The 24,485-nt window shown below is 73.8% G+C and carries 18 protein-coding genes; 13 read left to right on the top strand and 5 right to left on the bottom strand.

Features of this window, described 5'->3' with window-relative positions:
* Nucleotides 1-85: 85 nt before the first annotated feature.
* The 12 genes from GA0115242_RS03935 to GA0115242_RS03880 all read left to right on the top strand — a co-directional run bounded on the left by GA0115242_RS03935 (nucleotide 86) and on the right by GA0115242_RS03880 (nucleotide 14,963).
* Nucleotides 86-766 (top strand): dihydrolipoamide acetyltransferase family protein, encoded by a 681-nt coding sequence (locus GA0115242_RS03935; RefSeq protein WP_256089363.1) that lies wholly within the window; start codon nucleotides 86-88, stop codon nucleotides 764-766.
* Nucleotides 767-856: 90 nt separating this feature from the next.
* Nucleotides 857-1,540, top strand: a complete 684-nt coding sequence (locus GA0115242_RS03930) for a helix-turn-helix domain-containing protein (RefSeq protein WP_202554889.1) — start codon at nucleotides 857-859, stop codon at nucleotides 1,538-1,540.
* A 166-nt stretch (nucleotides 1,541-1,706) separates the two neighbouring features.
* Nucleotides 1,707-2,486, top strand: a complete 780-nt coding sequence (locus GA0115242_RS03925; protein ID WP_093824525.1) for an SDR family NAD(P)-dependent oxidoreductase — start codon at nucleotides 1,707-1,709, stop codon at nucleotides 2,484-2,486.
* A gap of 14 nt (nucleotides 2,487-2,500) precedes the next feature.
* Nucleotides 2,501-4,021 carry a sugar ABC transporter ATP-binding protein gene (locus GA0115242_RS03920; RefSeq protein WP_093824523.1) on the top strand — a complete coding sequence of 507 codons (1,521 nt, stop codon included), beginning with the start codon at nucleotides 2,501-2,503 and terminating at the stop codon, nucleotides 4,019-4,021.
* Entirely contained in the window at nucleotides 4,018-5,019 is a 1,002-nt protein-coding gene (locus tag GA0115242_RS03915) for an ABC transporter permease (protein WP_093824521.1), read from the top strand. The genes GA0115242_RS03920 and GA0115242_RS03915 overlap by 4 nt, the downstream gene beginning before the upstream one ends.
* Nucleotides 5,016-6,026 (top strand): ABC transporter permease, encoded by a 1,011-nt coding sequence (locus GA0115242_RS03910; RefSeq protein WP_093824519.1) that lies wholly within the window; start codon nucleotides 5,016-5,018, stop codon nucleotides 6,024-6,026. The genes GA0115242_RS03915 and GA0115242_RS03910 overlap by 4 nt, the downstream gene beginning before the upstream one ends.
* Nucleotides 6,027-6,154: 128 nt before the next feature.
* On the top strand, nucleotides 6,155-7,126 hold the full coding sequence (locus GA0115242_RS03905) for a sugar ABC transporter substrate-binding protein (protein WP_093824517.1): 972 nt from the start codon (nucleotides 6,155-6,157) through the stop codon (nucleotides 7,124-7,126).
* 58 nt (nucleotides 7,127-7,184) lie between these two features.
* Entirely contained in the window at nucleotides 7,185-8,426 is a 1,242-nt protein-coding gene (locus GA0115242_RS03900; RefSeq protein ID WP_093824515.1) for a M24 family metallopeptidase, read from the top strand.
* Between the two features lie 52 nt (nucleotides 8,427-8,478).
* A complete protein-coding gene (locus GA0115242_RS03895) occupies nucleotides 8,479-9,942 on the top strand; it encodes an NAD-dependent succinate-semialdehyde dehydrogenase (protein ID WP_093824513.1) in 1,464 nt (487 codons plus the stop codon).
* A 165-nt stretch (nucleotides 9,943-10,107) separates the two neighbouring features.
* Nucleotides 10,108-11,271, top strand: coding sequence for an exonuclease SbcCD subunit D (locus GA0115242_RS03890; protein ID WP_093824510.1), 1,164 nt, complete (start codon nucleotides 10,108-10,110; stop codon nucleotides 11,269-11,271).
* Entirely contained in the window at nucleotides 11,268-14,261 is a 2,994-nt protein-coding gene (locus tag GA0115242_RS03885; protein WP_093824509.1) for an AAA family ATPase, read from the top strand. The genes GA0115242_RS03890 and GA0115242_RS03885 overlap by 4 nt, the downstream gene beginning before the upstream one ends.
* Nucleotides 14,262-14,438: 177 nt before the next feature.
* A complete protein-coding gene (locus tag GA0115242_RS03880; RefSeq protein WP_093824507.1) occupies nucleotides 14,439-14,963 on the top strand; it encodes an immunity 21 family protein in 525 nt (174 codons plus the stop codon).
* Nucleotides 14,964-15,009: 46 nt separating this feature from the next.
* On the opposite strand, the gene GA0115242_RS03875 is transcribed toward GA0115242_RS03880, so the two are convergent.
* Nucleotides 15,010-16,701 carry a DUF885 domain-containing protein gene (locus GA0115242_RS03875; protein ID WP_093824505.1) on the bottom strand — a complete coding sequence of 564 codons (1,692 nt, stop codon included), beginning with the start codon at nucleotides 16,699-16,701 and terminating at the stop codon, nucleotides 15,010-15,012.
* Nucleotides 16,702-16,733: 32 nt separating this feature from the next.
* Complete coding sequence (locus tag GA0115242_RS03870) at nucleotides 16,734-17,225, bottom strand: Lrp/AsnC family transcriptional regulator (RefSeq protein ID WP_093824503.1); 492 nt, start codon at nucleotides 17,223-17,225, stop codon at nucleotides 16,734-16,736.
* A 60-nt stretch (nucleotides 17,226-17,285) separates the two neighbouring features.
* On the opposite strand from GA0115242_RS03870, the gene GA0115242_RS03865 reads away from it, so the two are divergent.
* Nucleotides 17,286-18,476, top strand: a complete 1,191-nt coding sequence (locus GA0115242_RS03865; protein ID WP_093824547.1) for a trans-sulfuration enzyme family protein — start codon at nucleotides 17,286-17,288, stop codon at nucleotides 18,474-18,476.
* 315 nt (nucleotides 18,477-18,791) lie between these two features.
* Here GA0115242_RS03865 and GA0115242_RS03860 read toward each other — a convergent pair whose 3' ends face one another.
* The 3 genes from GA0115242_RS03860 to GA0115242_RS03850 all read right to left on the bottom strand — a co-directional run bounded on the left by GA0115242_RS03860 (nucleotide 18,792) and on the right by GA0115242_RS03850 (nucleotide 24,451).
* Nucleotides 18,792-20,213 carry a GNAT family N-acetyltransferase gene (locus GA0115242_RS03860; protein WP_176729737.1) on the bottom strand — a complete coding sequence of 474 codons (1,422 nt, stop codon included), beginning with the start codon at nucleotides 20,211-20,213 and terminating at the stop codon, nucleotides 18,792-18,794.
* Nucleotides 20,214-20,306: 93 nt separating this feature from the next.
* Nucleotides 20,307-22,964, bottom strand: coding sequence for a DUF7824 domain-containing protein (locus GA0115242_RS03855; protein WP_093824499.1), 2,658 nt, complete (start codon nucleotides 22,962-22,964; stop codon nucleotides 20,307-20,309).
* Entirely contained in the window at nucleotides 22,964-24,451 is a 1,488-nt protein-coding gene (locus tag GA0115242_RS03850; protein ID WP_093824497.1) for an SWIM zinc finger family protein, read from the bottom strand. The genes GA0115242_RS03855 and GA0115242_RS03850 overlap by 1 nt, the downstream gene beginning before the upstream one ends.
* Nucleotides 24,452-24,485: the final 34 nt, after the last annotated feature.

Genomic DNA, 24,485 nt, shown 5'->3' with positions numbered 1-24,485 from the left:
CGCCGCCCCCACGCCGACACCCGCCCCCGCGCCGGCACCTGCGCCCGCCGTGCCCGTACCCGCGGGGCCGGTCGGGGGCGGGGCTGTGGATCCCGAGCTGGTTCCGCACTCGCGGATCCGCCGGGCCATCGCCTCCCGGCTCACCGCCAGCAAGCAGACGGTCCCGCACTTCTACCTGCGCAGGACCGCGACCCTGGACGCGCTCCTCGACCTGCGGGCCCGGCTCAACGAGGTCGCGCCGCACCGGGTGTCCGTCAACGACCTGCTGATCAAGGCGGTGGCGGTCGCCTACCAGCAGGTGCCGGAGGCCAACGTCGTCTGGACCGAGGACGGCATGCGCCGCTTCGGGACGATCGATGTCGGGGTCGCCATCGCCGCCGAACGGGGCCTGGTGACGCCGGTCGTCCGCGACGTGGGGCGCAGCTCGCCCGGGACGGTCGCCGCCGCCGTGCGCGGGTTCGCCGACGCGGCCGACAGCGGGCGGCTGGCCCAGCGCGACCTGGAGGGCGGCACGATCACCGTCAGCAATCTGGGCATGCACGGGGTGGAGGAGTTCAGCGCCATCATCAACCCGCCGCAGTCCGCGATCCTCGCCGTCGGCGCCGGGCGTCAGGAGCCCGTCGTCGAGGACGGCGAGGTGCGCGTCCGCACCCGGATGACGCTGGTGCTCTCGGCCGACCACCGGGCCGTGGACGGACTGCTCGCGGCCCGCTGGATGGCCGCGCTGGTGGCGGCGGTGGAGGAACCCCTGCGCCTGCTCGCCTGAACGTGTCACGGGTCTTGACCTCGCCCGGTCGCTGACTGACACTCAAGCTGTTCAGTGACAGTGAACGTTCTTGAGTGCGAGGAGTGAACGGTGAGCGAAGCCGAACCGTACGAGGACAGGACCTCCGGCGGCGGGATCGGGCCGCGGATACGCGAGGCCCGCCGCGCGGCGGGGCTGAGCGTGCGCGAGCTGGCCCGCCGGGTGAACGTGTCGGCGAGCCACATCTCGCAGGTCGAGCGCGGCCTCTCCTCGTTCAGCGTCCCGGTGCTGTACACCGTGGCGGCCGAGCTGGGGGTCCCGATGGACAGCGTCTTCGACGGGCCGCAGGACACGGTCACCGACCTCTCCGAGGCGGCCTTAGACGGTGCGGAGCCGCTGGTCGCCTCGGGGATCGTGCAGCGGCGGAGCCAGCGGCCCGTCATCACCATGGGCAGCGGCCTCCAGTGGCACCGGCTGACCGCCAGGCCGTCGGAGGACTGCGAATTCCTGGAGGTCCGCTATCCGCCGGGCGCGAATTCGAGCGACGACGGGAGTTTCATCCGGCATCAGGGCTGGGAGTACGGAGTGATCATCGAGGGATCGCTCACCGTCGAGGTCGGATTTGAGAAATCCCTGCTCAAGCCCGGGGACGCAATCAATTTCGATTCGAGCACCCCGCACCGGTTCTCCAACGACACCGGCTCGGTCGTGCGGGCCGTCTGGTTCGTCAGGGACCGGGCCGACGGCGCCGGGAACACCGGGCCGCACTCCGAGCGCGGCCACGGTCCGCACTGACCGCAGGACCGTGCGGGGCGGTGTGAAGGGCCGTTCCATCACGGCCGTTCCACCAGGGACGTTCCCTTTCACATCACGAATTCCGTCGATTGTTAACTGACACTTTACAAACCTGCGGTGCTGGGGCACCGTGTGAACGGTTCACACCGGATCAAGGAGGATCCCGATGCTCAACCTGGACAACAAGGTCGTCATGGTCACCGGAGGCGGTTCCGGAATCGGGGCCGGAATCGCCCAGACCGTCGGCGCCCTCGGCGCACGGGTCGCGGTGACGGACCTGAACCCCGACAACGCCCGGCAGGTGGCCGCGGCCATCACCGAGGCGGGCGGCCGGGCCACCGGCTACCAGCACGACGTGACCAGCGCCGAGTCCAGCAACGCCGTCGCCCAGGCGGTCGTCGCCGACATGGGCGGCATCGACGGCCTGGTGAACAACGCCGGGATCTCCGGCCGGGTCCGCTTCCAGGACATGGAACCGGAGCAGTGGAACACGATGCTCTCGGTCAACCTCACCGGCGTCTTCCACAGCATCAAGGCCGTCATCGACCACATGCTGGAGCGCGGCTCCGGCCGGATCGTCTCCACCTCGTCCTTCGTCGGGGTGCAGGGCATCCCCCTCTTCAGCCACTACTGCGCGAGCAAGTTCGGCGTGATCGGCCTGACCCAGTCGCTGGCCGTCGAGTTCGCGTCCGCCGGGATCACCGTCAACGCCGTTCTGCCCGGCGTCGTCCGCACCCCGCTGTGGGAGCCGATGCTCGCCCGCACCGCCGAGGACCTCGGCATCACCCGGGAAGAGGCCTGGCGGGACGCCGTGGCCCCGATCCCGCTGGGCCGGCCGCAGGAGCCGGAGGACATCGGCAACGCCGTCGCCTTCCTGCTCTCCGACGCGGCGCGCAACATCACCGGTGCGACGTTGAACGTCACCGGTGGGCAACTGCTGCACTGAACGGAGCTGGAGCGATGACTGTCGACACGACAGGGCACATCCTCGACGTCAGAGGAGTGCAGAAGCGGTTCGGGGGTGTCGTCGCCCTCCACGACGTCGCCCTCGCGCTGCGCCCCGGCGAGCGGCACGCGGTCGTCGGGGAGAACGGCGCCGGCAAGTCCACCCTCATGCGGATCGTCGCCGGGATCCTCGCCCCCGACAGCGGCGAGGTGCTCATCGACGGGCAGCCGGTCGGGCGCGGCGCCACCGCCGCACTCGACGCGGGCATCGCCCTGGTCCATCAGGAACTGAGCCTGGTGCCCGAACTCAGCGTCGCCGAGAACATCGACCTCGGCAACTGCCCCACCCGGTACGGGTTCGTGCGCAGGCGCGAACAGCGCGAGCACGCCCGCGCCGCCCTCGCCGAGATCGGCGTGGACCTCGACCTCTCCGAACCGGTCGGCCGACTGTCCGTCGCCGCCCGCCAGTTCGTGGAGATCGCCCGCGCGGTCGCCCGCCGCCCCCGGGTCCTCATCCTCGACGAACCGACCGCGACCCTCACCCCGAGCGAGACCAGCCACCTCCTCGGACTCCTCGGCCGCCTCTCCGACCAGGGCATCGCCATCCTCTACATCTCGCACCGGATCCCGGAGATCTTCGAGCTGTGCGAGAGCGCGACCGTGCTGCGCGACGGACACCTCGTCGCCCGGCCCGACCTCGCCGACATCACCGGCGACGAACTCGTCGACCTGATGGTCGGCCGGGAACTCGCCAAGGACCTGCGCACCGAGCGCCGCGAGCGCGCACCGGGAGAGGTGGTCCTGCGCGCCCGGGACGTGTCGGCGGCCAAGGTCCGCCACGTGGACCTGGAGGTGCGCGCCGGACAGATCGTCGGGCTCGGCGGCCTGGTCGGCTCCGGACGCTCGGAGATCGTCCGCGCGGTCGTCGGCGCCGACCCCCGCACCTCGGGCACGGTCGAACTGCGCACCGGCGACCAGGAGTGGACGCCCCTGCGCTCGTACGCCCGCGCGGTACGCCTCGGCGTCGCGTACGTCCCCGAGGAACGGCGCGCGGAGGGCCTGGCCCTCGGCATGACCGTCGCCGACAACATCGCCCTGCCGTCCCGCGGCCGCCTCAACCGGCTCGGCGTCATGCGGCACGCCGCGATGGCCTCCCTCGCCCAGGACGTGATTGGGCGGGTCGGCCTCCAGCCGCCCCGGCCGCGCCACGAGGCCGGACAGTTCAGCGGCGGCAACCAGCAGAAGATCGTCATCGGCAAGTGGCTGGCCGGATCGCCCCGGCTGGTCGTGCTGGACGAACCCACCCGCGGTGTCGACGTCGGCGCCAAGGCGGAGATCCACCAACTCGTCCGCGAACTCGCCGACGACGGCGCCGCCGTGCTGCTGGTCAGCTCGGACCTGCCCGAACTGCTCGACCTGTCGGACACCGTGCACGTCGTCCGGGACGGGCGGGTGGTGGGCACCCTCGGCTCCCAGGACGCCACCGAGAGCGCGGTCATGAGACTCGCCGCAGGAAAGGAGGAACAGATCGTATGAGCACGCAGCATCTGACACCGGCCCCGCCACCCCCCGTGGCCCAGGCCCGCACCGCCCCGCCCGCCGCCCTCACGGTGCTCAGCGAGTACGGCATCTTCATCGTCACCGCGGCGACGATCGTCCTCGCCGCCGTCGCCGTGAACGGCTTCGCCTCGACGGCCAACGTGGTGGACATCTTCCACCGCGCCGCCCCCGTCGGCATCGTCGCCGTGGGCATGACCTTCGTGGTCATCAGCGCCAACTACATCGACCTGTCCGTGGTCTCCCAGGTGGCGATCGCCGGCGTCACGATGCTCAGCCTGGGCGCGGACGACCTGCCGCTCGGCATCCTCTGCGGGATCGCCCTGTGCGTCCTGGTCGGCCTCACCAACGGCCTGGCCGTCGGGGTGCTGCGGGCCAACGCGGTCGTCGTCACCCTCGCCACCGGCGGCGCCTCGCTCGGGGTGCTGTCCCTCGTCACCAGCGGAACGATCTACTACGGCAGCTCGGGCGGCCTGGTCGACCGCTTCGGCCACACCAGGCTGGGACCCTTCCCGCTGGTCGCCGTCTCGCTGGTGGTGGTGGCGGTGGCCGGCTGGTTCCTGCTCTCCCGGACGGTCTTCGGCTTCTCCCTGAAGTCCCTCGGCGCCAACCGCGCGGCCGCCCGGCTGGCCGGGGTGCGCGGCGGCTGGACGGTGACCGGCGCGTTCGTGGTCTCCTCCCTGTGCTGCGCCGCCGCCGGGTTCGTCCTGGCGAGCATCTCCAGCACCGCCGTCGCCACCATGTCCAACGGATACGACTTCTCCGCCCTCGCGGCCGTCATCGTCGGCGGCAACAGCCTCTTCGGCGGCCGGGGAAGCGTGCAGCGCACGATGATCGGCGTCATCTTCGTCTCCGTCGTCGCCAACATCCTGGTCCTGGTGGGGCTGCCCTTCGCCTGGCAGCAACTGGTCACCGGATCGATCATCGTCGCGGCGGTCGCGCTCGACTCGTTGTCACGCAAGGCAGGCATCCGATGAACACGTCACTCCCGGCGGCGCGGCTGAGGACCTTCCTGTCGCGACGCACCGAGATCCGCGCCGTGGTGTTCCTGGTGCTGGTCCTCGTCTACGCCGCCGTGTGGCAGCCGGACGTGCTCCAGCGCTACGACGTCACCCTCGCCCGGATCGCCCTCGACGGACTCGTCGCCCTGGGCCTGACCCTCGTCATCCTCCAGGGCGAACTCGACCTCAGCGTCGGCAGCGTCCTGGCCGCGTCCGGCGCGGTCCTCGCCCTCACCCCCGATCTGGCCCTGGGGATCGTGCTCGCCCTCGCCCTCGGGGTCGCGGTCGGCGCCCTGAACGCGGTGCTGGTCGTCGTCCTCAAGGTCAACTCGTTCATCGCCACCCTGGGCACGATGTTCGCGGTCAGGGGCCTGGCCTTCGTGCTCACCGGCGGACAGCCCGTCCCCATCAAGGACATCGAGTCCGGGATCGCCTTCGGCCAGGCGCTGCTCGGCCCGCTCACCCCGCGGGTGCTGTTCTTCGTCGTGGTCTTCCTCGCCCTGCACGTCTTCCTCACCCGCACCAGGGCGGGCCGCGAGTTCTACGCCGTGGGCGGCAACCGCCAGGCCGCGATCGACGCGGGACTGCCCGTGCGGCGCAGGCTCGCCACCTCGTTCGTGATGTGCGCGGTCCTCGCCTCCTGCGCCGGGATCATCAACACCCTGGAGCTGACGTCGGCCGACCCGACCGCCGGTTCCACCGTGATGCTCGTCAGCATCGCCTCCGCCGTGGTGGGCGGCGTGCTCCTCAACGGCGGCCGGGGCACCATCGTCGGCGCCCTCATCGGCGCCGCCGCACTCGGCATCCTCCAGATCAGCCTCGACTTCGGCGGCTACAACCCGGAGATCAAGAACATCCTCGTCGGCGCCGTGCTGTTCGTCGCCGTCGCCACCGACCCGTCCTCGCTGCGGATCGTGCGCGACCGGCTGAAGGAACTGCTCGGACGGCTGCTCGGCCGCGCCGCGCCGCAGCGCCAGAACTAGCGCCGCCCCCTCCCGCACCCCCTCCTCTCCCGGTGGAACCCGCCCGCCCCAGGGTCCTCCGGCGGTCGGACACACCCCGAGACAGCTCCAGGAACCCAGCGACACGACAGCACGGAACAGGAACAGCCATGAGACGACACCTCATCACCACGGCCACCACACTGGTGGCGACCGCCCTCCTGGGCTCCGCCCTCGCCGGCTGCGGCGGCTCCACCGCGGGGGGCGGCGGCTCCAAGAGCGTCATCGCGCTGCTGCCGCAGGGCAACGACCAGCCGTACGGCGCCGTCTACGTGAAGACGATGCAGGCGCGCGCCAAGGAGCTGGGCATCAAGCTGGAGCTGACCAACTCGAAGTACGACGCGGCCACCCAGTCCTCGCAGTGCGACGTCGCGGTCGCCAAGAAGCCGTCCGCGATCATCCTGTGGCCCGCCGACGCCCGCGCCGTGCGCCCCTGCCTGCTCAAGGCGAAAGCCGCGAACATCCCCGTCGACTCCAGCAACTCCGACGTCCTGGCCGCCGACAAGTCGCTGGTCCACGCCTACTCCGGCCCCTCGAACGACCAGGTCGGACGGCTCGACGCCGACCTGCTCAGCAAGGGCATGAACGGCAAGGGCAACATCATCGTGGTCCTCGGACAGCCGGGCAACTCCACCGCGATCGACCGCTTCAACGGCTTCAAGGACCAGCTCGCGAAGAAGCACCCGGGCATCAAGATCCTCGGCAGCCAGCCCGCCAACTGGGACAAGGCGCAGGCCATCACCGCCACCTCGGAGCTGGTCACCCGCTTCGGCACCCGGATCGACGGCGTCTACGCCCAGGACGACACCATGGCCGCCGGTGTCGTCGAGGCCCTGAAGAACCGCGGGGTCGATCCCGCCTCGAAGATCATCGTCGGCTGCGGCAACACCAAGCTCGGCCAGGCCAACGTCAAGTCCGGTGACCAGTACGGAACCCTCTTCCAGTCCCCGGTCTGGGACGGACGGCACGCGGTCGACCTCGCCGCGGACGTCATCGACGGCAAGAAGGTCGAGGCCGACACCTTCATGCCGATGCCCGAGGTGACCAAGGCCAACGTCTCCAAGTACCCGGCGGAGTGGTGACCGGGCCGCCACGGCTCCCGGCAGGCGCACAGCCCGTAGCGGAAGGACCTCCCCCCTCATGACCCACGCATTCACGGCCGCACCCGGCCACGCCGCCGTCGACTTCGAACAGCGGGTCGACTTCGACCGGCTCCGCCGCTACCGCCTCGACCGGGCGCGCGCGGCGCTGGAGGCGAGCGACTGCGGAGCCTTCCTCCTCTTCGACTTCTACAACATCCGCTACACGACGCAGACCTGGATCGGCGGCGCGCTCGGCGACAAGATGACCCGCTACACCCTGCTGACCCGCTCGGGCGAGCCCATGCTCTGGGACTTCGGCTCGGCGACCCGCCACCACCAGCTGTTCGCGCCGTGGCTCAGGCCCGAGAACTGCCACCCCGGCATGCTCGGGCTGCGCGGGGCCATCGCGCCCAGCGCCGGTCTGATGGCGGACTCCGTCCGGCAGATCAAGGGACTCCTCGAGGACGCCGGGGTCGCGAACCTGCCGGTCGGCGTGGACATCGTCGAGCCGCCCTACCTGTTCGAGATGGAACGGCAGGGGCTGCGCGTGGTCGACGCCCAGCAGCACATGCTCGACGCCCGGCAGATCAAGTCCCCCGACGAGATCATGCTGCTGTCCCAGGCCGCCGCCATGGTCGACGGCGTCTACCAGGACATCGTGGAGGCCCTCAAGCCCGGCGTCCGCGAGAACGAGATCGTGGCGCTCGCCAACAAGCGGCTCTACGAGATGGGGTCCGACCAGGTCGAAGCGGTCAACGCCGTCTCGGGCGAGCGCTGCAACCCGCATCCGCACAACTTCACCGACCGCCTGGTGCGCCCCGGCGACCAGGCGTTCTTCGACATCATCCACAGCTTCAACGGCTACCGGACCTGCTACTACCGCACCTTCGGAGTGGGCAGCGCGACGGCGGTCCAGCGGGACGCGTACACCCGCGCCCGGGAGTGGATGGACGCCTCCATAGCGATGGTCAGACCCGGGGTCACCACCGACCAGGTCGCCGCCGTGTGGCCCCGGGCCACGGAGTTCGGCTTCGACAACGAGATGGCCGCCTTCGGCCTCCAGTTCGGGCACGGGCTGGGCCTCGGACTGCACGAGCGGCCCATCATCTCCCGGCTCAACAGCATGAAGGAGCCCGTCGAACTCCAGGCGGGCATGGTCTTCGCCCTGGAGACCTACTGCCCGGCGGCCGACGGCGTGTCGGCGGCCCGGATCGAGGAGGAGGTCGTGGTCACCGACGACGGCCCGCAGATCCTCACCCGCTTCCCGGCCGACGAACTCTTCGTCGCCAACGCGTACTAGCCACGGGACCGGCCGTCGGCTCCCACCGGACCGCGGCCCCGCAAGGAGTGACATGAACACACTGGAAGAGATCGAGGGGGTGCTCGGTCCGATACCGCGCGGGCCCCTCGCGGGCGACGGGGTCACGGGCGGCGCACCGCCCGTCGAGGTGCTCGACCCCGCCACCGAGGAGCCCCTCGCCCGGGTCGCCTCGGTCACCGTGGACGAGGCGCTGACCGCCCTCGGCACCGCGGACGCCGCCCAGCGCCGCTGGGCCCGCACCTCGCCCCGCGAACGCAGCGACGTCCTGCGCCGCGCCTTCGACCTGCTGACCGAGAACGCCGAGGCCGTCGCCCGGCTGATCGTGCTGGAGAACGGCAAGGCGCTGCCCGACGCGCGCGCCGAGGTGCGGTACGCGGCCGAGTTCTTCCGCTGGTACTCCGAGGAGGCGGTACGGCTCGCCGGGACCGTCCAGACCGCGCCCTCCGGCCAGAACACCATCATGGTGCTGCGCCAGCCCATCGGCGTGGCCCTGCTGATCACCCCGTGGAACTTCCCCGCCGCGATGGCGACCCGCAAGATCGGCCCGGCGCTGGCCGCGGGGTGCGCCGTCCTCCTCAAGCCCGCCGCCGAGACCCCGCTCACCGCGCTGGCCATCGCGGCGCTGCTCACCCGCGCCGGGGTCCCCGAAGGCGTCGTCGGCGTGCTGTGCACCCAGGAGCCCGGCGCCCTGACCACGGCCCTGCTCGCCGACCCGCGGCTGCGCAAACTCTCCTTCACCGGCTCGACGCGGGTCGGGCGGCTGCTGCTCGCGGAGGCCGCCCGCACCGTGGTCAGCTCCTCCATGGAACTCGGCGGGAACGCGCCGTTCCTGGTCCTGGCCGACGCCGACCTGGACGAGGCCGTCGAGGGCGCGCTCGTCGCGAAACTCCGCAACGGGGGCTCGGCCTGCACCGCCGCCAACCGGATGCTCGTGCACTCCTCCGTCGCCGAGGAGTTCAGCGGGCGGCTGGCCGCGGCGATGGCCGCGCTGACCGTGGGCCCCGGGCTCGCCGACGGCGTCCGCATCGGCCCGCTGGTCAACCGCGCCACCCTGGACAAGGTCTCCTCCCTCGTGGAGTCCTCGCTCGCGCACGGCTCCCGCGCCCTCACCGGCGGACGCCCCCTGGACGGACCCGGCTACTTCTACCCGCCGACCGTCCTCGCGGGCGTCGACCGCGACGACCCCATCCTCCGCGAGGAGATCTTCGGCCCGGTCGCCCCCGTCGTGGCCTTCGACGACCTCGACGACGCCGTCGACCTCGCCAACGACACCGAGTACGGGCTCGTCTCCTACGTCTACACGCGGGACCTGCGCAACGCCGTGCGGGTCGGCGAGCGGCTGGAGACCGGCATGGTCGGCGTCAACCGCGCGGTGGTCTCCGACCCGGCCGCGCCCTTCGGCGGGGTGAAGCAGTCGGGACTGGGCCGCGAGGGTGGCCACGACGGCATGCTCGAATACACCGAGTGCAAGTACCTGGCCCTGGACTGGAGCTGACCGGCCGCCCCCGCCGCCCGGCGACCGCGCGCGGGATCCGGGCCGGATGGGGGGCCCGGGGGCGACATGCGTTAGCGTGACGGGTGTGTCCGTGGCGAGGCCCGTGTCGGTGTGTCCTGGTTCCAGAGCGGCGTTAGAGGTGGGCGTGCAGGTCAGGTCGGTGTCATGAGGCTTCTGCACACCTCGGACTGGCATCTCGGCCGCTCCTTCCACCGCGTCGACATGCTCGGCGCGCAGGCCGCCTTCGTCGCGCACCTCGTCACGACCGCCCGCGAGCACGCCGTGGACGCGGTGGTCGTCTCCGGTGACGTCTACGACCGGGCGGTGCCCCCGCTCGCCGCCGTCGAACTCTTCGACGACGCCCTGCACCGGCTCGCCGACCTCGGTGTCCCCACCGTGATGATCTCCGGCAACCACGACTCGGCCCGGCGGCTCGGCGTCGGCGCCGGACTCATCGGGCGGGCCGGCATCCACCTGCGCACCGAGCCGTCGGCGTGCGGCACCCCCGTGGTCCTCGCCGACGCCTTCGGGGACGTCGCCCTCTACGGCCTCCCGTACCTCGAACCGGCCCTGGTCAAGGGCGAGTTCGAGGTCGCCAAGGCCGGTCACGAGAGCGTCCTTGCGGCGGCCATGGAACGGGTCCGCGCCGACCTCGCCACCCGCCCGCCCGGCACCCGCTCCGTCGTCCTCGCCCACGCCTTCGTCACCGGCGGCGAGGCCAGCGACAGCGAGCGGGACATCACCGTCGGCGGGGTCGCCGCCGTGCCCGCCGGGGTCTTCGACGGCGTCGACTACGTGGCCCTCGGCCATCTGCACGGCTGCCAGACCCTCACCGAGCGCGTCCGCTACTCGGGCTCCCCGCTGCCGTACTCCTTCTCCGAGGCCCACCACCGCAAGACGATGTGGCTCGTCGACCTCGACGCCGGGGGATCCGTCACCGCGGAACGCCTCGACTGCCCGGTCCCGCGCGCCCTCGCCCGCCTCCGCGGCACCCTGGACGACCTGCTCGCCGACCCCGCGCTGACCCCGCACGAGGAGGCGTGGGTCGAGGCCACCCTCACCGACGCCGTCCGCCCCGCCGACCCCATGGCCCGGCTCACCGGACGGTTCCCGCACACCCTCAGCCTCGTCTTCGACCCCGAGCGCGCCCCGGACGGCCCCGAGGTGTCCTACGCCACCCGGCTCGCGGGCCGCAGCGACCAGGAGATCGCCGAGGACTTCGTCGCCCATGTGCGCGGCGCCGGACCCGACGCCCGCGAACAGGGCGTGCTGCGCGACGCGTTCGACGCCGTGCGGGTGGACGACACCGAACGGGAGGTGGCCAGGTGAGGCTGCACCGGCTCGACATCACGGCGTTCGGCCCGTTCGGCGGCTCCCAGAGCGTCGACTTCGACGAGCTGTCGGCCGCCGGTCTCTTCCTCCTGCACGGCCCCACCGGCGCGGGCAAGACCTCCGTCCTGGACGCCGTCTGCTACGCCCTCTACGGCTCGGTCCCCGGTGCCCGGCAGAGCGGCCAGGGCCAGCACCTGCGCAGCGACCACGCCGAGCCCGGCACCCGCACCGGCGTCACCCTCGAACTGACCGTCTCCGGACGCCGGTTGGAGGTCACCCGGCAGCCGCCCTGGGCCCGCCCCAAGAAGCGCGGCACCGGCACCACCCTGGAGAAGGCCCAGAGCTGGCTGCGCGAGCACGACGCGACCACCGGCACCTGGAAGGACCTCAGCCGCTCCCACCAGGAGATCGGCGAGGAGATCACCCAACTGCTCGGCATGAGCCGCGAACAGTTCTGCCAGGTCGTCCTGTTGCCCCAGGGCGAGTTCGCCCGCTTCCTGCGCGCCGACGCCGAGGCACGCGGCCGCCTGCTCGGACGCCTCTTCGACACCCAGCGCTTCGCCGACGTCGAGAAACGCCTCGCCGACCGGCGCCGCCTCACCGAGGCACGGGTACGGGAGGGCGACGAGGCGCTCCTCGCCGACGCGCACCGCATGCAGCAGGCCGCGGGCGACGCGATGGACCTGCCCGAGCTGCGGCCGGGCGAACCGGGCCTCGCCGACGCCGTGCTGAGCGCCGCCGCCCTCGCCCGCAGCACCGCGCGCGAACAGCTCACGATCGCGTCCTGCGGGCTGCGCGCCGCCGAGTCCGCGCAGGCCGCCGCCGACCGTACACTCGCCGACACCCGCGAACTCGGCCGCCTGCAACAGCGGTTCGCCCAGGCCCACGAGCGGTCCGCGCTGCTGGCCGAGCGCGCCCCCGCCCACCGGGAGGCGCAGGCCCGCATGGAGCGGGCCCGCAAGGCGGAGGCGGTGGCCCCCGCCCTGGAGCTGCGGGACGCGGCCGACGCCGAACACCGCGCCGCTGACGGCGCGCAGGAGCAGGCGCGCGCTCAACTCCCGCCCCGCTTCGCCGACTCCGGGGCGGCCGGGCTCGCCGCGGCCGCCCGGCGCGCCGCCGAGGAACTCGGCGGCCTCGACTCCGCCCGCCGCGCCGAACAGCGCCTCGCCGAACTCGGCTCCGAGCGAGCCCGGTTGGACCGTCAGGAGCGGGCCGACGAGGAGGCGCTCCAGGACGCCGACGCCTGGCTGGCCGGATGGGAGGAGCGGCGGGCCGCGCTGGAGTCCGCCGTCGAGTCCGCGCAGCAGGCCGCCACCCTGGCCGAGCGGCTCGCCGTGCGGCGCGACCCCGCGCGGTCCCGGCTCGCGGCGGCCCGCCAGCGCGACCGGCTGGCCGGGGAGGCCCGCGAGGAGGAGCAGGCGGTCCGCGCCGCCACCGACGACGCCGCGGCCGCGCGCACCGCCTGGCTCGACGTCAGGGAGCAGCGGCTGAACGGCATCGCCGCCGAACTCGCCGCCCGGCTGACCGACGGCGAGCCCTGCGCGGTCTGCGGAGCGACCGCGCACCCGGCACCGGCCCGCAAGGACGCCGGACACGTCGACCGGGAGACCGAGGAACGCGCCCAGAGCATCTACCGGACGGCCGACGAACGCCGCGCCCTCACCGAACGGCGGCTGGGGGAGGCGCAGCGCGCCCTGGCCACCGCCGAGGGCGAGGCCGGGGACGCGCCCGTCGGACAACTCGCCCGCGAGGCAGCCGAGCTGGAGGAGCAGTACGGTCGCGCCCACGACGCCGCGGCGCAGCTCCTGCCCGCCAGAGAACGGTGGGACGCGGCCGAGCGCGAGCGCGAGCGGCGGGTCGCCGCCCAGCAGCAGGCCGCCGTCGGCGCCGCGTCCCGGGTCGCCGCCCGGGACGCCCTCGACCGCGAACGCCGTGCCCTGGAGGAGGAGTTGACGCAGGCGCGCGGTGGGGCCGACAGCGTCGCGACCCGGGCCGGGCAACTGGAACGGCAGGTCGCCCTGCTCACCGACGCCGCCGACGCCGTGCGCACCGCCGAGCAGACCGCGCAGCGGCTCAAGGACGCGGACGCCAGGCTCGCCGACGCCGCCTTCCGCGCCGGGTTCGACACCCCGCAGGGAGCGGCGGACGCCCTCCTCGACGACACCGCCCACCGGGAGCTCCAACGGCGCCTGGACGCCTGGCAGTCCGAGGAGGCCGCCGTCCGCGCGGTCCTCGCCGAGACCGACACCGCCGAGGCGGCCCGGCGCCCCGCCGCCGACCTCGACGCCGCCGAACGCGAAGCCGCGGCGGCCGCCACGCGGGTCCGTGCCGCGTCCTCCGCGCGCGACGCCGCCGACCGTCGCCGCGCCGAACTCGACCGGCTCTCCGCCCGGTCCGCCGCCGCCGTCCGCCGACTGGCCCCGCTGCGCGAGGAGTACGACCGGGTCGCGGGCCTCGCCGGACTCGCCGCGGGCACCTCCGCGCGCAACGAACGCCGGATGCGCCTGGAGTCGTACGTCCTCGCCGCGCGCCTGGAACAGGTGGCCGCCGCCGCGACCGTGCGGCTGCTGCGCATGTCGTCCGGCCGCTACACCCTCGTCCACTCCGACGACCGGTCAGGGCGCGGACGCAGCGGCCTCGGCCTGCACGTGGTCGACGCGTGGACCGGCCGCGAGCGGGACACCGCGACGCTCTCCGGCGGCGAGACCTTCTTCGCCTCCCTGGCCCTCGCCCTCGGCCTCGCGGACGTCGTCACCGATGAGGCGGGCGGCGTCGGCCTCGACACCCTCTTCATCGACGAGGGCTTCGGCTCCCTCGACGAGCAGACCCTGGACGAGGTCCTCGACGTCCTCGACTCGCTGCGCGAACGCGACCGCAGCGTCGGCATCGTCAGCCACGTCGCCGACCTGCGCCGCCGCGTCCACGCGCGCCTGGAGGTCGTGAAGGGCCGGTCGGGCTCCACGCTGCGGCAGCGCGGCGGCGGCTAGCCGCTCGGTCGGCGAGTGACGGGGCGGGGGAGCGGCGGGGCGTGGACGACGACACGCCCCCGGTCCGTTCCCGAACACCGGTGACGAGCGCGCCCCATGACTGCCAGGCACCGCAACACCCTTATAGCGCAACCCAGTTGACCCGCTCCCGGGCCGCTGCGTGTACGGTTTGGCGCCATGGTGCGATACGCGGAACCCGGAACGGTGGAGTGGGTCGAGTCGGACGGCGGACCCCTCGTCGCGGTCCCCGAGACGGTCCTGCCGTTCTGGGCCGGGGCCGACGGCGACGACCTCGCCTCCGACTACGACCGGGCCTGCGAGATCGACGGGACGTTCGGCCTGCTCCCGGTCGGCGACCGCACCGCCCTCGTCCTCGGCGACGAGCCCGCCGCCACCTGCTACCTGCCGGAGCACGGCACCTTCGTCCGCTGGTGCGCTGCGGAGACCGAGGACGAACTCCTCGCCGCGGTACCGGACGCGCTCGCCACCGCGGACTGGACCGACGACGTCCGCTGGGACGTCCCCGGCCCGGTCGTCCTCTTCGACTCGGCCTGGCCCGGCCCCCACACCGACCGCGCCGACAGCCTCCGCGTCACCCTGGAACCCGGCCCGTACGCGGTCCGCTCCGCGACCGTCAGACCCGGCCCCGAGACCTGGCTCGCCCTCGTCCAACTCCGCGCGCTGGACGGTCCCCGGACCTGACGGGGGACGCGACCGGCCGACGCCGTGCCACGCCCCCCGGGGCCGGTCAGAGCTGGGACAGCTCGTCCACCAGGTCGTCGAGACCCAGCGAACCCTGGGAGAGGGCCGCCATGTGCCACGCCTTCAGGTCGAACGCGTCGCCGTGCCGCTCACGCGCCTTCTCCCGGCCCAGCAGCCACGCCCGCTCGCCCAGCTTGTAGCCGATCGCCTGCCCCGGGATCGTCAGATAGCGGGTCAGCTCGCTCTCCACGAAGTCCGCCGGACGGCTGCTGTGCGCGCCGAAGAACTCCTGCGCCAGTCGGGGCGTCCAGCGCTCACCCGGGTGAAACGGCGACTCCGCCGGGATCTCCAGCTCCAGGTGCATGCCGATGTCGACGATGACCCGCGCGGCCCGCATCATCTGCGCGTCCAGGTACCCGAGCCGCTGCTCGGCGTCGGTGAGGAAGCCCAGCTCGTCCATCAGCCGCTCCGCGTACAGCGCCCAGCCCTCGGCGTTGGCGCTGACCATGCCGACGGCCGCCTGGTAGCGGGAGAGGTTCCCGGCGACGTGCACCCACTGCGCGAGCTGGAGGTGATGGCCGGGCACCCCCTCGTGGTACCACGTCGACACCAGGTCGTAGACCGGGAACCTGGTCTGCCCCATCGTCGGCAGCCAGGTGCGGCCGGGACGCGAGAAGTCCTCCGACGGCGGCGTGTAGTACGGAGCGGCCGCGCTGCCCGGCGGCGCGATCCGCGACTCCACCTCCCGCACCCGCCCGGCGAGTTCGAAGTGGGTGCCGTCCAGCTTCTCGATCGCCTCGTCCATCAGGCCCTGGAGCCAGTCCCTGACCTCGTCGACGCCCTCGATGTGACGGCCGTGCTCGTCCAGGTGGGCGAGCGCCGTCCACGGGGTCGCCGCGCCGGGCAGGATCTTCTCCGCCTCGCGCTCCATCTCGGCGAGCAGCCGGTGGTACTCCGACCAGCCGTACGCGTACGCCTCGTCCAGATCCAGGTCCGTGCCGTTGAAGTAGCGCGACCAGCGCGCGTACCGCTCACGGCCCACCGTGTCCGGCGCGCCCTCGATCGCGGGCGCGTACACGTCCCGCATCCAGTCCCGCAGCTCGGCCACCGCAGCCGTCGCCGCGCCCGCCGCCTCGTCCAGCGCGCCCCGCAGCTCCTCGGGGCCCGCCGCCGCGAAGTCCTCGAACCAGCCGCGGCCCGAGCCGTCGGTGTCCGCCCACTCGCCGAGCTGGGTCACGAAGGTGGCCGTGGGACGCGGCGACGCGTACAGCTTCCGTTCGAGGCCCAGCGCCAGCGACTCCCGGAACCCCGCGAACGCCTTCGGGACCGCCCGCAGCCGCTCGACGATCGCCGTCCAGTCCTCCACGGTCTGGCTGGGCGTGACCGTGAAGACCTCGCGGACCGCGTGCGCGGCCGTCCCCATGTTGCCGACCGAACGCAGCCCCTCGTCCGCCTCGTGCACCGCGATCTCCGCGGTGAGCCGCTCGCGCAGCAGCCGTCCGCACCGGCGCTCGATGTCGTTCTCCGCGCCCGGCCGCCGCTCCGCCTCGTCCAGCCGGGCGAGCGTCGCCCGCTGGAGCGCGGCCAGCGCCTCCTGGCCCGCCGGGGAGGTGTCCGGCAGACGGCTCGAACTCTCCTTCACACCCAGGTAGGTGCCGGTGATCGGGTCGAGGGCGACGAGGTCGTCGACGTACGCGTCGGCGACCTCACGGGGCAGCGGGCTGTTGGTGTCAGACATACCGCCATCCTCGTACGGACCCGCGCCGCGCGTCACCCGGATTGCGCCGAGGGCGTAGGCGGCAGCAGCGGCCCGCACTCCCACTGCTGGAAGATCAACCGGGTCTCCACCCGGGCCACCTCGCGATGGGCCGTGAACCCGTCGAGGACCAGCCGCTGGAGGTCGGCCATGTCGGCGACCGCCACATGGACCAGATAGTCGTCGGGACCGGTCAGATGGAAGACCGTCCGCGACTCGGGCAGCGCCCTGATCCGGTCCACGAACGGCCCCACCAGCTCCCGCCGGTGCGGCCTGACCTGCACGGACAGCAGCGCCTCCAGACCCCGGCCGAGCCTGGCCGGATCGAGCCGCAGCTGATGCCCGAGGATCACCCCCGAGCGCCGCAGCCGGGTCACCCGGTCGAGACAGGTCGACGGCGCGACCCCGACCTGCGCGGCGAGGTCCCGATAGGTGGTCCGGGCGTCGTTCTGAAGCAGCACCAGCAGACGCAGATCCACCGGATCCAGTACGACGGACTCGGTCATCGGCCGAACGTAGCACGGGCGTTCCCCCACCGGGACCGGCCGGTGTTCACCCTGCTGCCCATGGACTCCCCGCGTACCGCACCGAGGGCTCTGGCGACCGAGGCCGTGCACGCCGGCCGCGACGACCTCGCCCGGCAGGGACTGCACGCCCCGCCCATCGACCTGTCGACCACCTACCCCTCGCACGACAGCAGGGGCGAGGCCGCCCGCATCGACGCCTTCGCCGCCACCGGCGCCGAACCCGACGGCCCGCCCGTCTACGGACGCCTCGGCAATCCGACCGTCGCCCGCTTCGAGACCGCCCTCGCCCGCCTCGAAGGCACCCCCGCCGCGGTCGCCTTCGCCAGCGGCATGGCCGCGCTCACCGCCGTCCTGCTGGTCAGGGCCGCGGCCGGGCTGCGGCACGTGGTGGCCGTCCGCCCGCTGTACGGGTGCAGCGACCACCTGCTGACCGCCGGGCTGCTCGGCACCGAGGTGACCTGGACCGACCCGGCCGGCATCGCCGACGCGCTGCGCCCGGAGACCGGCCTGGTGCTGGTCGAGTCCCCGGCCAACCCGACCCTCGCGGAGATCGACCTGCGGGCCGTCGCGCACTCCTGCGGCTCGGTGCCGCTGCTCGTCGACAACACCTTCGCGACGCCCGTCCTGCAACGGCCCGCGGAACAGGGGGCGCGGCTGGTGCTGCACAGCGCCACCAAGTACCTCGGCGGCCACGGGGACGTCCTCGCGGGCGTGGTGGCCTGCGACGAGGAACTCGCGGGACAGCTCCGGCAGATACGGTTCGCCACCGGCGGGGTGCTGCATCCGCTGGCCGGGTACCTGCTGCTGCGCGGCCTGTCCACGCTGCCGGTCCGGGTCCGCGCCGCCTCCGCCAACGCCGCCGAACTGGTCCGGCGGCTGGGGGCCGACCCGCGGGTCACCCGCGTCCACTACCCGCGCGTCGGCGGCGCGATGATCGCCTTCGAGACCGCGGGCGACCCGCACGACGTCATCGCGGGCGTCCGGCTGATCACGCCCGCGGTGAGCCTCGGCAGCGTCGACACCCTCATCCAGCACCCCGCGTCCATCAGCCACCGGGTGGTCGACGCGGCCGACCGCCGCGGCGCGGGCGTCAGCGACCGCCTGCTGCGCCTCTCGGTGGGCCTGGAGGACGTCGACAACCTCTGGGCCGACCTGGACCAGGCCCTCGGCGTCCCCTCCCGGCCGACGACGGACACCACGGCGTTGCAGGGCGCGGTACGGCTGTCTTGAGGGGGGTGTCGAGGTCTGTCCGGCGCTGACGGGGTCGCGGGGCGGGCGCCGGGACGGGGCTGGGAGGCGACTGGAGGGAGCTGGGACGGGGGCTGGAGGGGAGCTGGGACGGGGGCTGGAGGGGAGCTGGGACGGGGGCTGTTCAGAAGGCAGGGCCCGGCGTGGAGCACGCCGGGCCCTGCCACCTCACCATCGCCTTGCGGCCTTGCGGCCTTGCGGCCTTGCGGCCTTGCGGCCTTGGAGCATCGGGGGCTTGGAGCCTTGTGGCTTTCGCCCCCCGCGGTTCCATCCTCCCCGCCGGGCCTTGCCGCGTCGTCAGTCCTTCGGGAGCCGGTCCCCGTGCTGCTCCTCCGTCGTCGTCGACGCCGCTGCCCGTGCGGACTCCAGGCGGGCCGTGACCACCAGGGTTCCCTCCTCGATCTGGTAGTCGAGGGGCAGGTCGAGGCCGCGCATCGCGGCGACCATGCCGGTGTTGGCCGCCTGTGTCACCGCGTACACGCTCTCGCAGCCCGCCTCGGCGGCCATCGCCACCAGTCGGTTCAGCAGTTCGCCGCCGACACCGCGCCGCTGCCAGGCGTCCTCGACGAGCAGCGCCACCTCCGTCTCGTCGCCGTCCCAGAGCAGGTGCCCCAGGCCGACGATCCGCCCGGAGGCGGTCTGGACCGCGAGCGTGCGGCCGTAGCGCGGGCTGAGCAGGTGGTTCAGATAGCGGTCCGCGTCCCCGACCGGCCCGTGGTAGCGCAGGGACAGCGACCGTGCCGAGCAGCGCTCGTGCATCTCCCGGGCGGCCTCCAGGTCCCGCGCGTCCGCCCGCCGGACGGTGATCTCGTTGCCCTCGGGCAGGGTCAGCACGTCCTCACCGTGCGGCAGCCGGGGGCCGAGCTGGGCGTCGAGGTCGACGAGGGCCCGTGCCCGCGCGAACTCGGTCGGCGTGAACGGCAGATACGGCCGCTCGACGGTGATCACTCCGCCCTCCGGCGCCCGCAGCCGCAGCACGGTGTCCTCCAGCGCCCCCTCGACCGGTGCCCCCTCCGGGCCCCCGGCGCCCGACGCCCCGGCGGGCGACTGGCGGATGGTGCAGCGGCCCAGCAACTGGCGCAGCGCCAGCGGGAGTTCGGCCGCGTCCAGCGCGGTCCTCGTGGCCAGACCGAGGATCCGGGTCGGCGCGTCCACCAGGTCGTGGGCGTCGGCCCGCTCGATCCAGGTGTCGCCGCCGCCCGCGGCCGCCACCGCCCGGGACAGCTCCGAGGCCGCGAGCCCGGCGGGGGTCCGCAGCAGGAACTCGTCCACCGTGCCGTCCGCCAGCGGGTGCGTCTGGAGGCTCAGGATGTCGACCCGGCACCCGGCGAGCGCGGTGCACAGCTCGGCCAGCGAACCGGGTTCGTCCTTCACGGTGGTCCGCATCCGCCACAGGGTGCTCGCCCCGGACCCCGTGCCCGCCGCGCCCGGCCCGGCCTGCTGTCCCTCGGACGGCGGCCGGGCACCGGTATCGGTCACCGGCGGCGCGTGACCGTGGCGGCGTGACCACCAGATGTGGAACCCCGCCGTCGCGGCCAGCACGACCGCCGAGACCAGCAGCAGCGTGGTGCCCCCGGGTCCGTGCCCGATCAGGTTGGCGACGCCGTCGGCCGCGGCGACCGCCGTGAACAGCGCGGCCAGCTCGACCACGTCCCGCCGCCAGTGGTGCACGGGGCGGCCGTTCCTCGTTCGTGTCACGTCGGACAGGTTTCTCGTCATGGACCCACTGTGAAGGAACGGTGTTGCGTGATCACGAACGATCTGTGACCGATGGGTAAAGCGGGTCTATGCCCCCTTTGTCGTTTTCACTTTTCACTGTGACGGTGTCCCGGGCAGCGCGAGGGTGTCCCGCAGCCGACGCGCCTGGGTGACCAGCAGCGAGGAACCGCGCCGGTCCGCCGCCTGGTCCAGATGGGGCAGTTCGCCCCGCGCGCCGCACCGCTCCGCGCACTCGGCCGCCACCCCCACCAGATCCCCGAGCCCGCGCATCGGCGTCCCGGCGAAGGCCAGGCCCGCCAGCAGCGGCGGCAGGGCGTGCCCGAGCACCTCCCAGACGGTGCGGTACGCGCCCGTGGCCGCCGCCGTGCGCAGCGACTCCGCCAGCCGTGCGGGCTTCAGCGCTCCGGTCCTGGTCAGCAGCCGTATCTCCGTGCCGAGCCGCTCGGCGGACAGCCGGTCGTCGGCCGCGAGCGTCAGCAGCGCGTCCACCGCCGCGAGCCGGTCCTCCGGGTGCCGGGCGCCGAGCCCGTAGGCCAGGCACAGGTGCGTCGCCTCACCGGCCTCGCCCCCGCACTCGGCGAGCTGCGGCAGGACGGCGCCGGTGCCCCGGACGTCGTGCAGGGCGAGGGCGGCCATGTCCCGCACCATCCGGGCCGCCGTCAGCTCGCGCCGCTCGGGCATCAGCGCGGGCCACTGCCGCAGGAGCCCCGTGTCGTGGTAGCAGTACCAGTCCCGCCCGGCGTCCATGGGCTCGCCGAGCAGCCGGAAGGCCGCCGGGAAGGAGTCGTCCCGGAGGTCCGCGACCTCGCCGTGGTCGATGAGCAGCCGCGTGGCGTGGGTCCGCCGCTTCGACGTCGGCCACGGTGTCTCCGCGGTGAGCCACGCCGCGAGGCGGGCCCCCTCGGCGGTTCCCAGCGCTGCGGCACGCTCGGCGGCGGCCGCCGCGCGCACCGGGTCGGCGCGCCGCACCCGCAGCAGCGCCTGCGCGAAGTCGGTCTCCGCGACCCGCGCGCCCAGCCTCCGGTAGGCGTCCAGCCGGTCCACCAGCTCGTCCGGCTCCAGCAGCCCCGTGCTCCAGCTCGGCGTGGAGAGCAGGAACGGCAGCGGCTCGGTCCGTATCCGGTACGCCACCTCCCAGAGCCGGGCCTCGAACACCTCGGCCAGAGGGCGGTGCTGGCAGCCGCGGTGCGTGCCGCTCTCGCGGACCGCCTTCAGCAGGTGCCCGGTGCGGATGCTGCCGCGCAGCGCGGCGAGCGGGATCTCCAGCCCGTCCGACGCCCGGTACACCCCGCCGCCGCTGCGCAGGAACCGGCTCTCCGCCGAACGGGCGTCCCCCTGCCCGGCTCCGTCCCACCAGCAGCGCGCGAAGACCGGTTCCAGCGCCTGCGACAAGCCTTCCCTGTCCTGGTGCGCGAGCCGCACCAGGCCGTCGAGGGCCCGCTCGAACTCCGCGACGGACGGCTGGGCGGCCAGGGCCGCGCCGATCTCCTCGGCGGCCTCCGCCGCCGTGGCGGGCGGGGGAGCCAGGCGCGTCGGCTCGGGGAACGGCGGGAGGATCTCCTCGTGGGCCTCGGGTTCCGGTGCGGCCGGTGCGCTGCCCAGGAGGTCGGCCGCGCGGGAGCGCAGACCGGTGTGCAACTGCTCGGACGCGAGGACCAGGTCGGCCCGCACCCCGGGGTCCGTCACCTTGCGCAGATGGCGTTCGGCGAGCTTCAGGGACCGCTCCTGGACGTCCGGGTCCTGGTGGCCGAAGCCGTGGGCGACGGCCGGGAGCAGCGTGTCCGCCGCCGAGCCGTCCCGTGCGAGCGCCTTGCCGAGCAGCACCAACTGGGCCCGGACCAGCTTCTTCTCGGCCCTGAACAGCACCGCCTCCGACATCTCCGCGAGCTGCCGCGGCGGCAGCTCGCCCGCCAGGGCCAGTTCACCGAGGACGGACTGGGCGTGAGCGGCCACCGTCGACGGCGCGTCCGAGGCGAGCCCCTGCCAGTCCCCGACCCGCTCGCGCCGTTCCTCCCGCGTGAGGTCGAGGGCGGTGAGCAGGCTCAGGAAGGCCCGGCTGTCGGCCGTGGTGCCGCCCCGCAGCAGCCGTGCCACACACGCGTCGACGACCACCTTGCGGTCGAGCCGCCCCTCGGCGCAGACCAGGGCCAGCGCGCCGATCCAGCCGTCGGGCCCCTTGTCGGCGCTCCAGATCAGCCGACCGCCGATGTCGTTCGTCTCGAACAGCGCCCCCACCATCGGCTCCAGATGGGGATCGGAGCGCAGCCGGTCGAGCAGCGTGCCGCCGCGCTCCCGGTTGACCTCCAGGTCGTCCACCCACCCCCGCACGTACGCCTCGGTCGTCGGCACCGGGCAGCCCGCGAGCCGCACCAGCCCGGACATCAGCGGGTAGGAGACGCCGCTGGAGACCGGACGCTGGGCGAGCCGCTGCGCGAGGTCGCCCAGCCACTCGGCGGGGCGGTCGCCCAGCAGCCGCAGCAGCAGCGCCGGTGAGGTGGAGGGCCACCGCATGTCGCTCGCGGCGATCCACGCGGCGACCGCCGACGCGCCCGTCTGGCAGACGATCCCGGCCACGTAGAGCGAGGGGTACGCCCTGCGGCCCGGCGCGTCCCAGCGGGTCGCCCGCAGCTCCTTGCGCAGCGCCTTCAACTCGGGCATGTGGGCGCGCCGTTCGGCGTCCGTCATGGTGTCGAGGAGCCTGACCGTCTGCCCCTTGTGCCCCGCCCGTACCGTGTCCATCAGTTCGCTCATCACAGGTCCCCGTCGATCCGTGCCGTGTTCAGGTCCGCCCCGCCGACCGGAGCGCCGTGCTCCGCCCGGCCCGCCTGCGGCGCCGCCCCCCGGCGCACCATCCGCACCGCCAGCGCGTGCTTGCAGGGCCCCCGGCCGCCCCGGTACCTCGCCCACCACAGGCAGCTGCAACTGAGCACCCCGGCGTCGTCCCGCACGCGGTGCACGTGGCCGTCCTCCGCGGTGACCGTCCCGAGAGCGCCGTCGAGCCGGACCGCGCCCGCCGCCACCAGCGCCCGCGCCGACCGCAGCCGGGGGTTGTGGCGCTCCACGCGCTCGGCGTCGTAGGGGAGTTCGCGGTGGAAGTAGGCGGCCTCCGCGGTGTCGTACCCGACCCGCCCCGAGGTGCCGAGGCGCACCAGGGCGGCCCGGACCCGCTCGGGCGGCAGCCCCGAGGACAGCGCGAGGTCGGCGACGTCGATCCGGGGCTCCCAGGCGAGCAGCATCGAGACCAGCTCGGTGTCGTCGGCGGGCGCCGTGCTCCCGTCGTCCGCGGACTCCTCCTCGCCCGCGCCGTGTCCACCGGTGGCCAGCGCCTCCAGGACTCCGCCCTCGCCGGAGAAGCCGCGCGAGGCGTCGGGCGACAGGGTGAGGGTGAGCCGCATGCCGGGCAGCACCGCCTCCCACGCGCCGGCCGCGGCGGCGCCGTCGGCGCCGACCGAGGGACCGTAGACCCGCAGCGCCGTCGCGTGCCGCAGCACCCGCTGGAGAGCGATCAGCCGCTCGGGGCCCGGCAGGCAGACCGCGCCCGGCACCGGCCGGGTCGTCGGGCGCAGCACCCGGCCCGCCGGAACCACCCAGCGGGGTGCCGCCGCGCCCCGGCCGCCGGAGCGCGGCAGCGAGCGCAGGAACCGTACGGCCTCGGCCGCGGGCAGCTCCGCCCGCAGGTCGAACCCGGCGGCGACCACCTGGGCCTCCGCGAATCCGCGCAGCCAGCGGTCCGGCAGGGGCACCTTCTTCTCCACCACCGGTCCGTCCAGCGTCGTCACCGCCATCTCCTCGGGCCCCACCCGCAGGTGCAGCGGGTCGTCCGAGCCGATCCGGGACAGCGCCTCCCGCAGCGGGTTGTTGACGTCGACGTTCGTCGTGCCGCGTCCCACCTCGTCGCCGTCGAGGCCGCCCGCCAGCACGTCGAGACGGGCGTACACCCCGCCGCAGCCGGAGAAGGACTCGAACCGCAGCCGGTCGCCGTTGCCCGTCACCACCGGGTCGAGCGAGGCGCGCAGCTGCGGCTGGTAGTACCGGGCCGCGGCCACGTCGGCGACGGCCAGCAGACCGGCCGCCGCCACCTGAGGAGACGTCAGGAAGCCGCTGAAGAACCGGGGATGGTCCGCGACGCCCGAGGGTGTCGCACCCCGTGAGGTCTCAAGGCCCAGCCGCTGTCCGCCCGCGGCGGTTTCGAGCACGGAGGGTCGGCGGTAGGCCACGGCCTGCAAGGATCGCGTCATGGGAAAACCGTAGAGGCGACCACTGACAATCCGC

Origin of the sequence: Streptomyces sp. SolWspMP-5a-2, from assembly GCF_900091845.1 — a bacterium.
Lineage (GTDB): Bacteria > Actinomycetota > Actinomycetes > Streptomycetales > Streptomycetaceae > Streptomyces > Streptomyces doudnae.
The sequence above is the reverse complement of the archived record's forward strand: the minus strand, read 5'-3'. Positions and strand labels throughout refer to the sequence as shown.

What these genes read in the sequence shown, in the direction of transcription:
- GA0115242_RS03925 (WP_093824525.1), top strand. Translation starts at nt 1,707, where the DNA reads ATGCTCAACCTGGACAACAAGGTCGTCATGGTCACCGGAGGCGGTTCC.
- GA0115242_RS03920 (WP_093824523.1), top strand. Translation starts at nt 2,501, where the DNA reads ATGACTGTCGACACGACAGGGCACATCCTCGACGTCAGAGGAGTGCAG.
- GA0115242_RS03915 (WP_093824521.1), top strand. Translation starts at nt 4,018, where the DNA reads ATGAGCACGCAGCATCTGACACCGGCCCCGCCACCCCCCGTGGCCCAG.
- GA0115242_RS03910 (WP_093824519.1), top strand. Translation starts at nt 5,016, where the DNA reads ATGAACACGTCACTCCCGGCGGCGCGGCTGAGGACCTTCCTGTCGCGA.
- GA0115242_RS03905 (WP_093824517.1), top strand. Translation starts at nt 6,155, where the DNA reads ATGAGACGACACCTCATCACCACGGCCACCACACTGGTGGCGACCGCC.
- GA0115242_RS03900 (WP_093824515.1), top strand. Translation starts at nt 7,185, where the DNA reads ATGACCCACGCATTCACGGCCGCACCCGGCCACGCCGCCGTCGACTTC.
- GA0115242_RS03895 (WP_093824513.1), top strand. Translation starts at nt 8,479, where the DNA reads ATGAACACACTGGAAGAGATCGAGGGGGTGCTCGGTCCGATACCGCGC.
- GA0115242_RS03890 (WP_093824510.1), top strand. Translation starts at nt 10,108, where the DNA reads ATGAGGCTTCTGCACACCTCGGACTGGCATCTCGGCCGCTCCTTCCAC.
- GA0115242_RS03880 (WP_093824507.1), top strand. Translation starts at nt 14,439, where the DNA reads ATGGTGCGATACGCGGAACCCGGAACGGTGGAGTGGGTCGAGTCGGAC.
- GA0115242_RS03875 (WP_093824505.1), bottom strand. Translation starts at nt 16,701, where the DNA reads ATGTCTGACACCAACAGCCCGCTGCCCCGTGAGGTCGCCGACGCGTAC.
- GA0115242_RS03870 (WP_093824503.1), bottom strand. Translation starts at nt 17,225, where the DNA reads ATGACCGAGTCCGTCGTACTGGATCCGGTGGATCTGCGTCTGCTGGTG.
- GA0115242_RS03865 (WP_093824547.1), top strand. Translation starts at nt 17,286, where the DNA reads ATGGACTCCCCGCGTACCGCACCGAGGGCTCTGGCGACCGAGGCCGTG.
- GA0115242_RS03860 (WP_176729737.1), bottom strand. Translation starts at nt 20,213, where the DNA reads ATGACGAGAAACCTGTCCGACGTGACACGAACGAGGAACGGCCGCCCC.
- GA0115242_RS03855 (WP_093824499.1), bottom strand. Translation starts at nt 22,964, where the DNA reads ATGAGCGAACTGATGGACACGGTACGGGCGGGGCACAAGGGGCAGACG.
- GA0115242_RS03850 (WP_093824497.1), bottom strand. Translation starts at nt 24,451, where the DNA reads ATGACGCGATCCTTGCAGGCCGTGGCCTACCGCCGACCCTCCGTGCTC.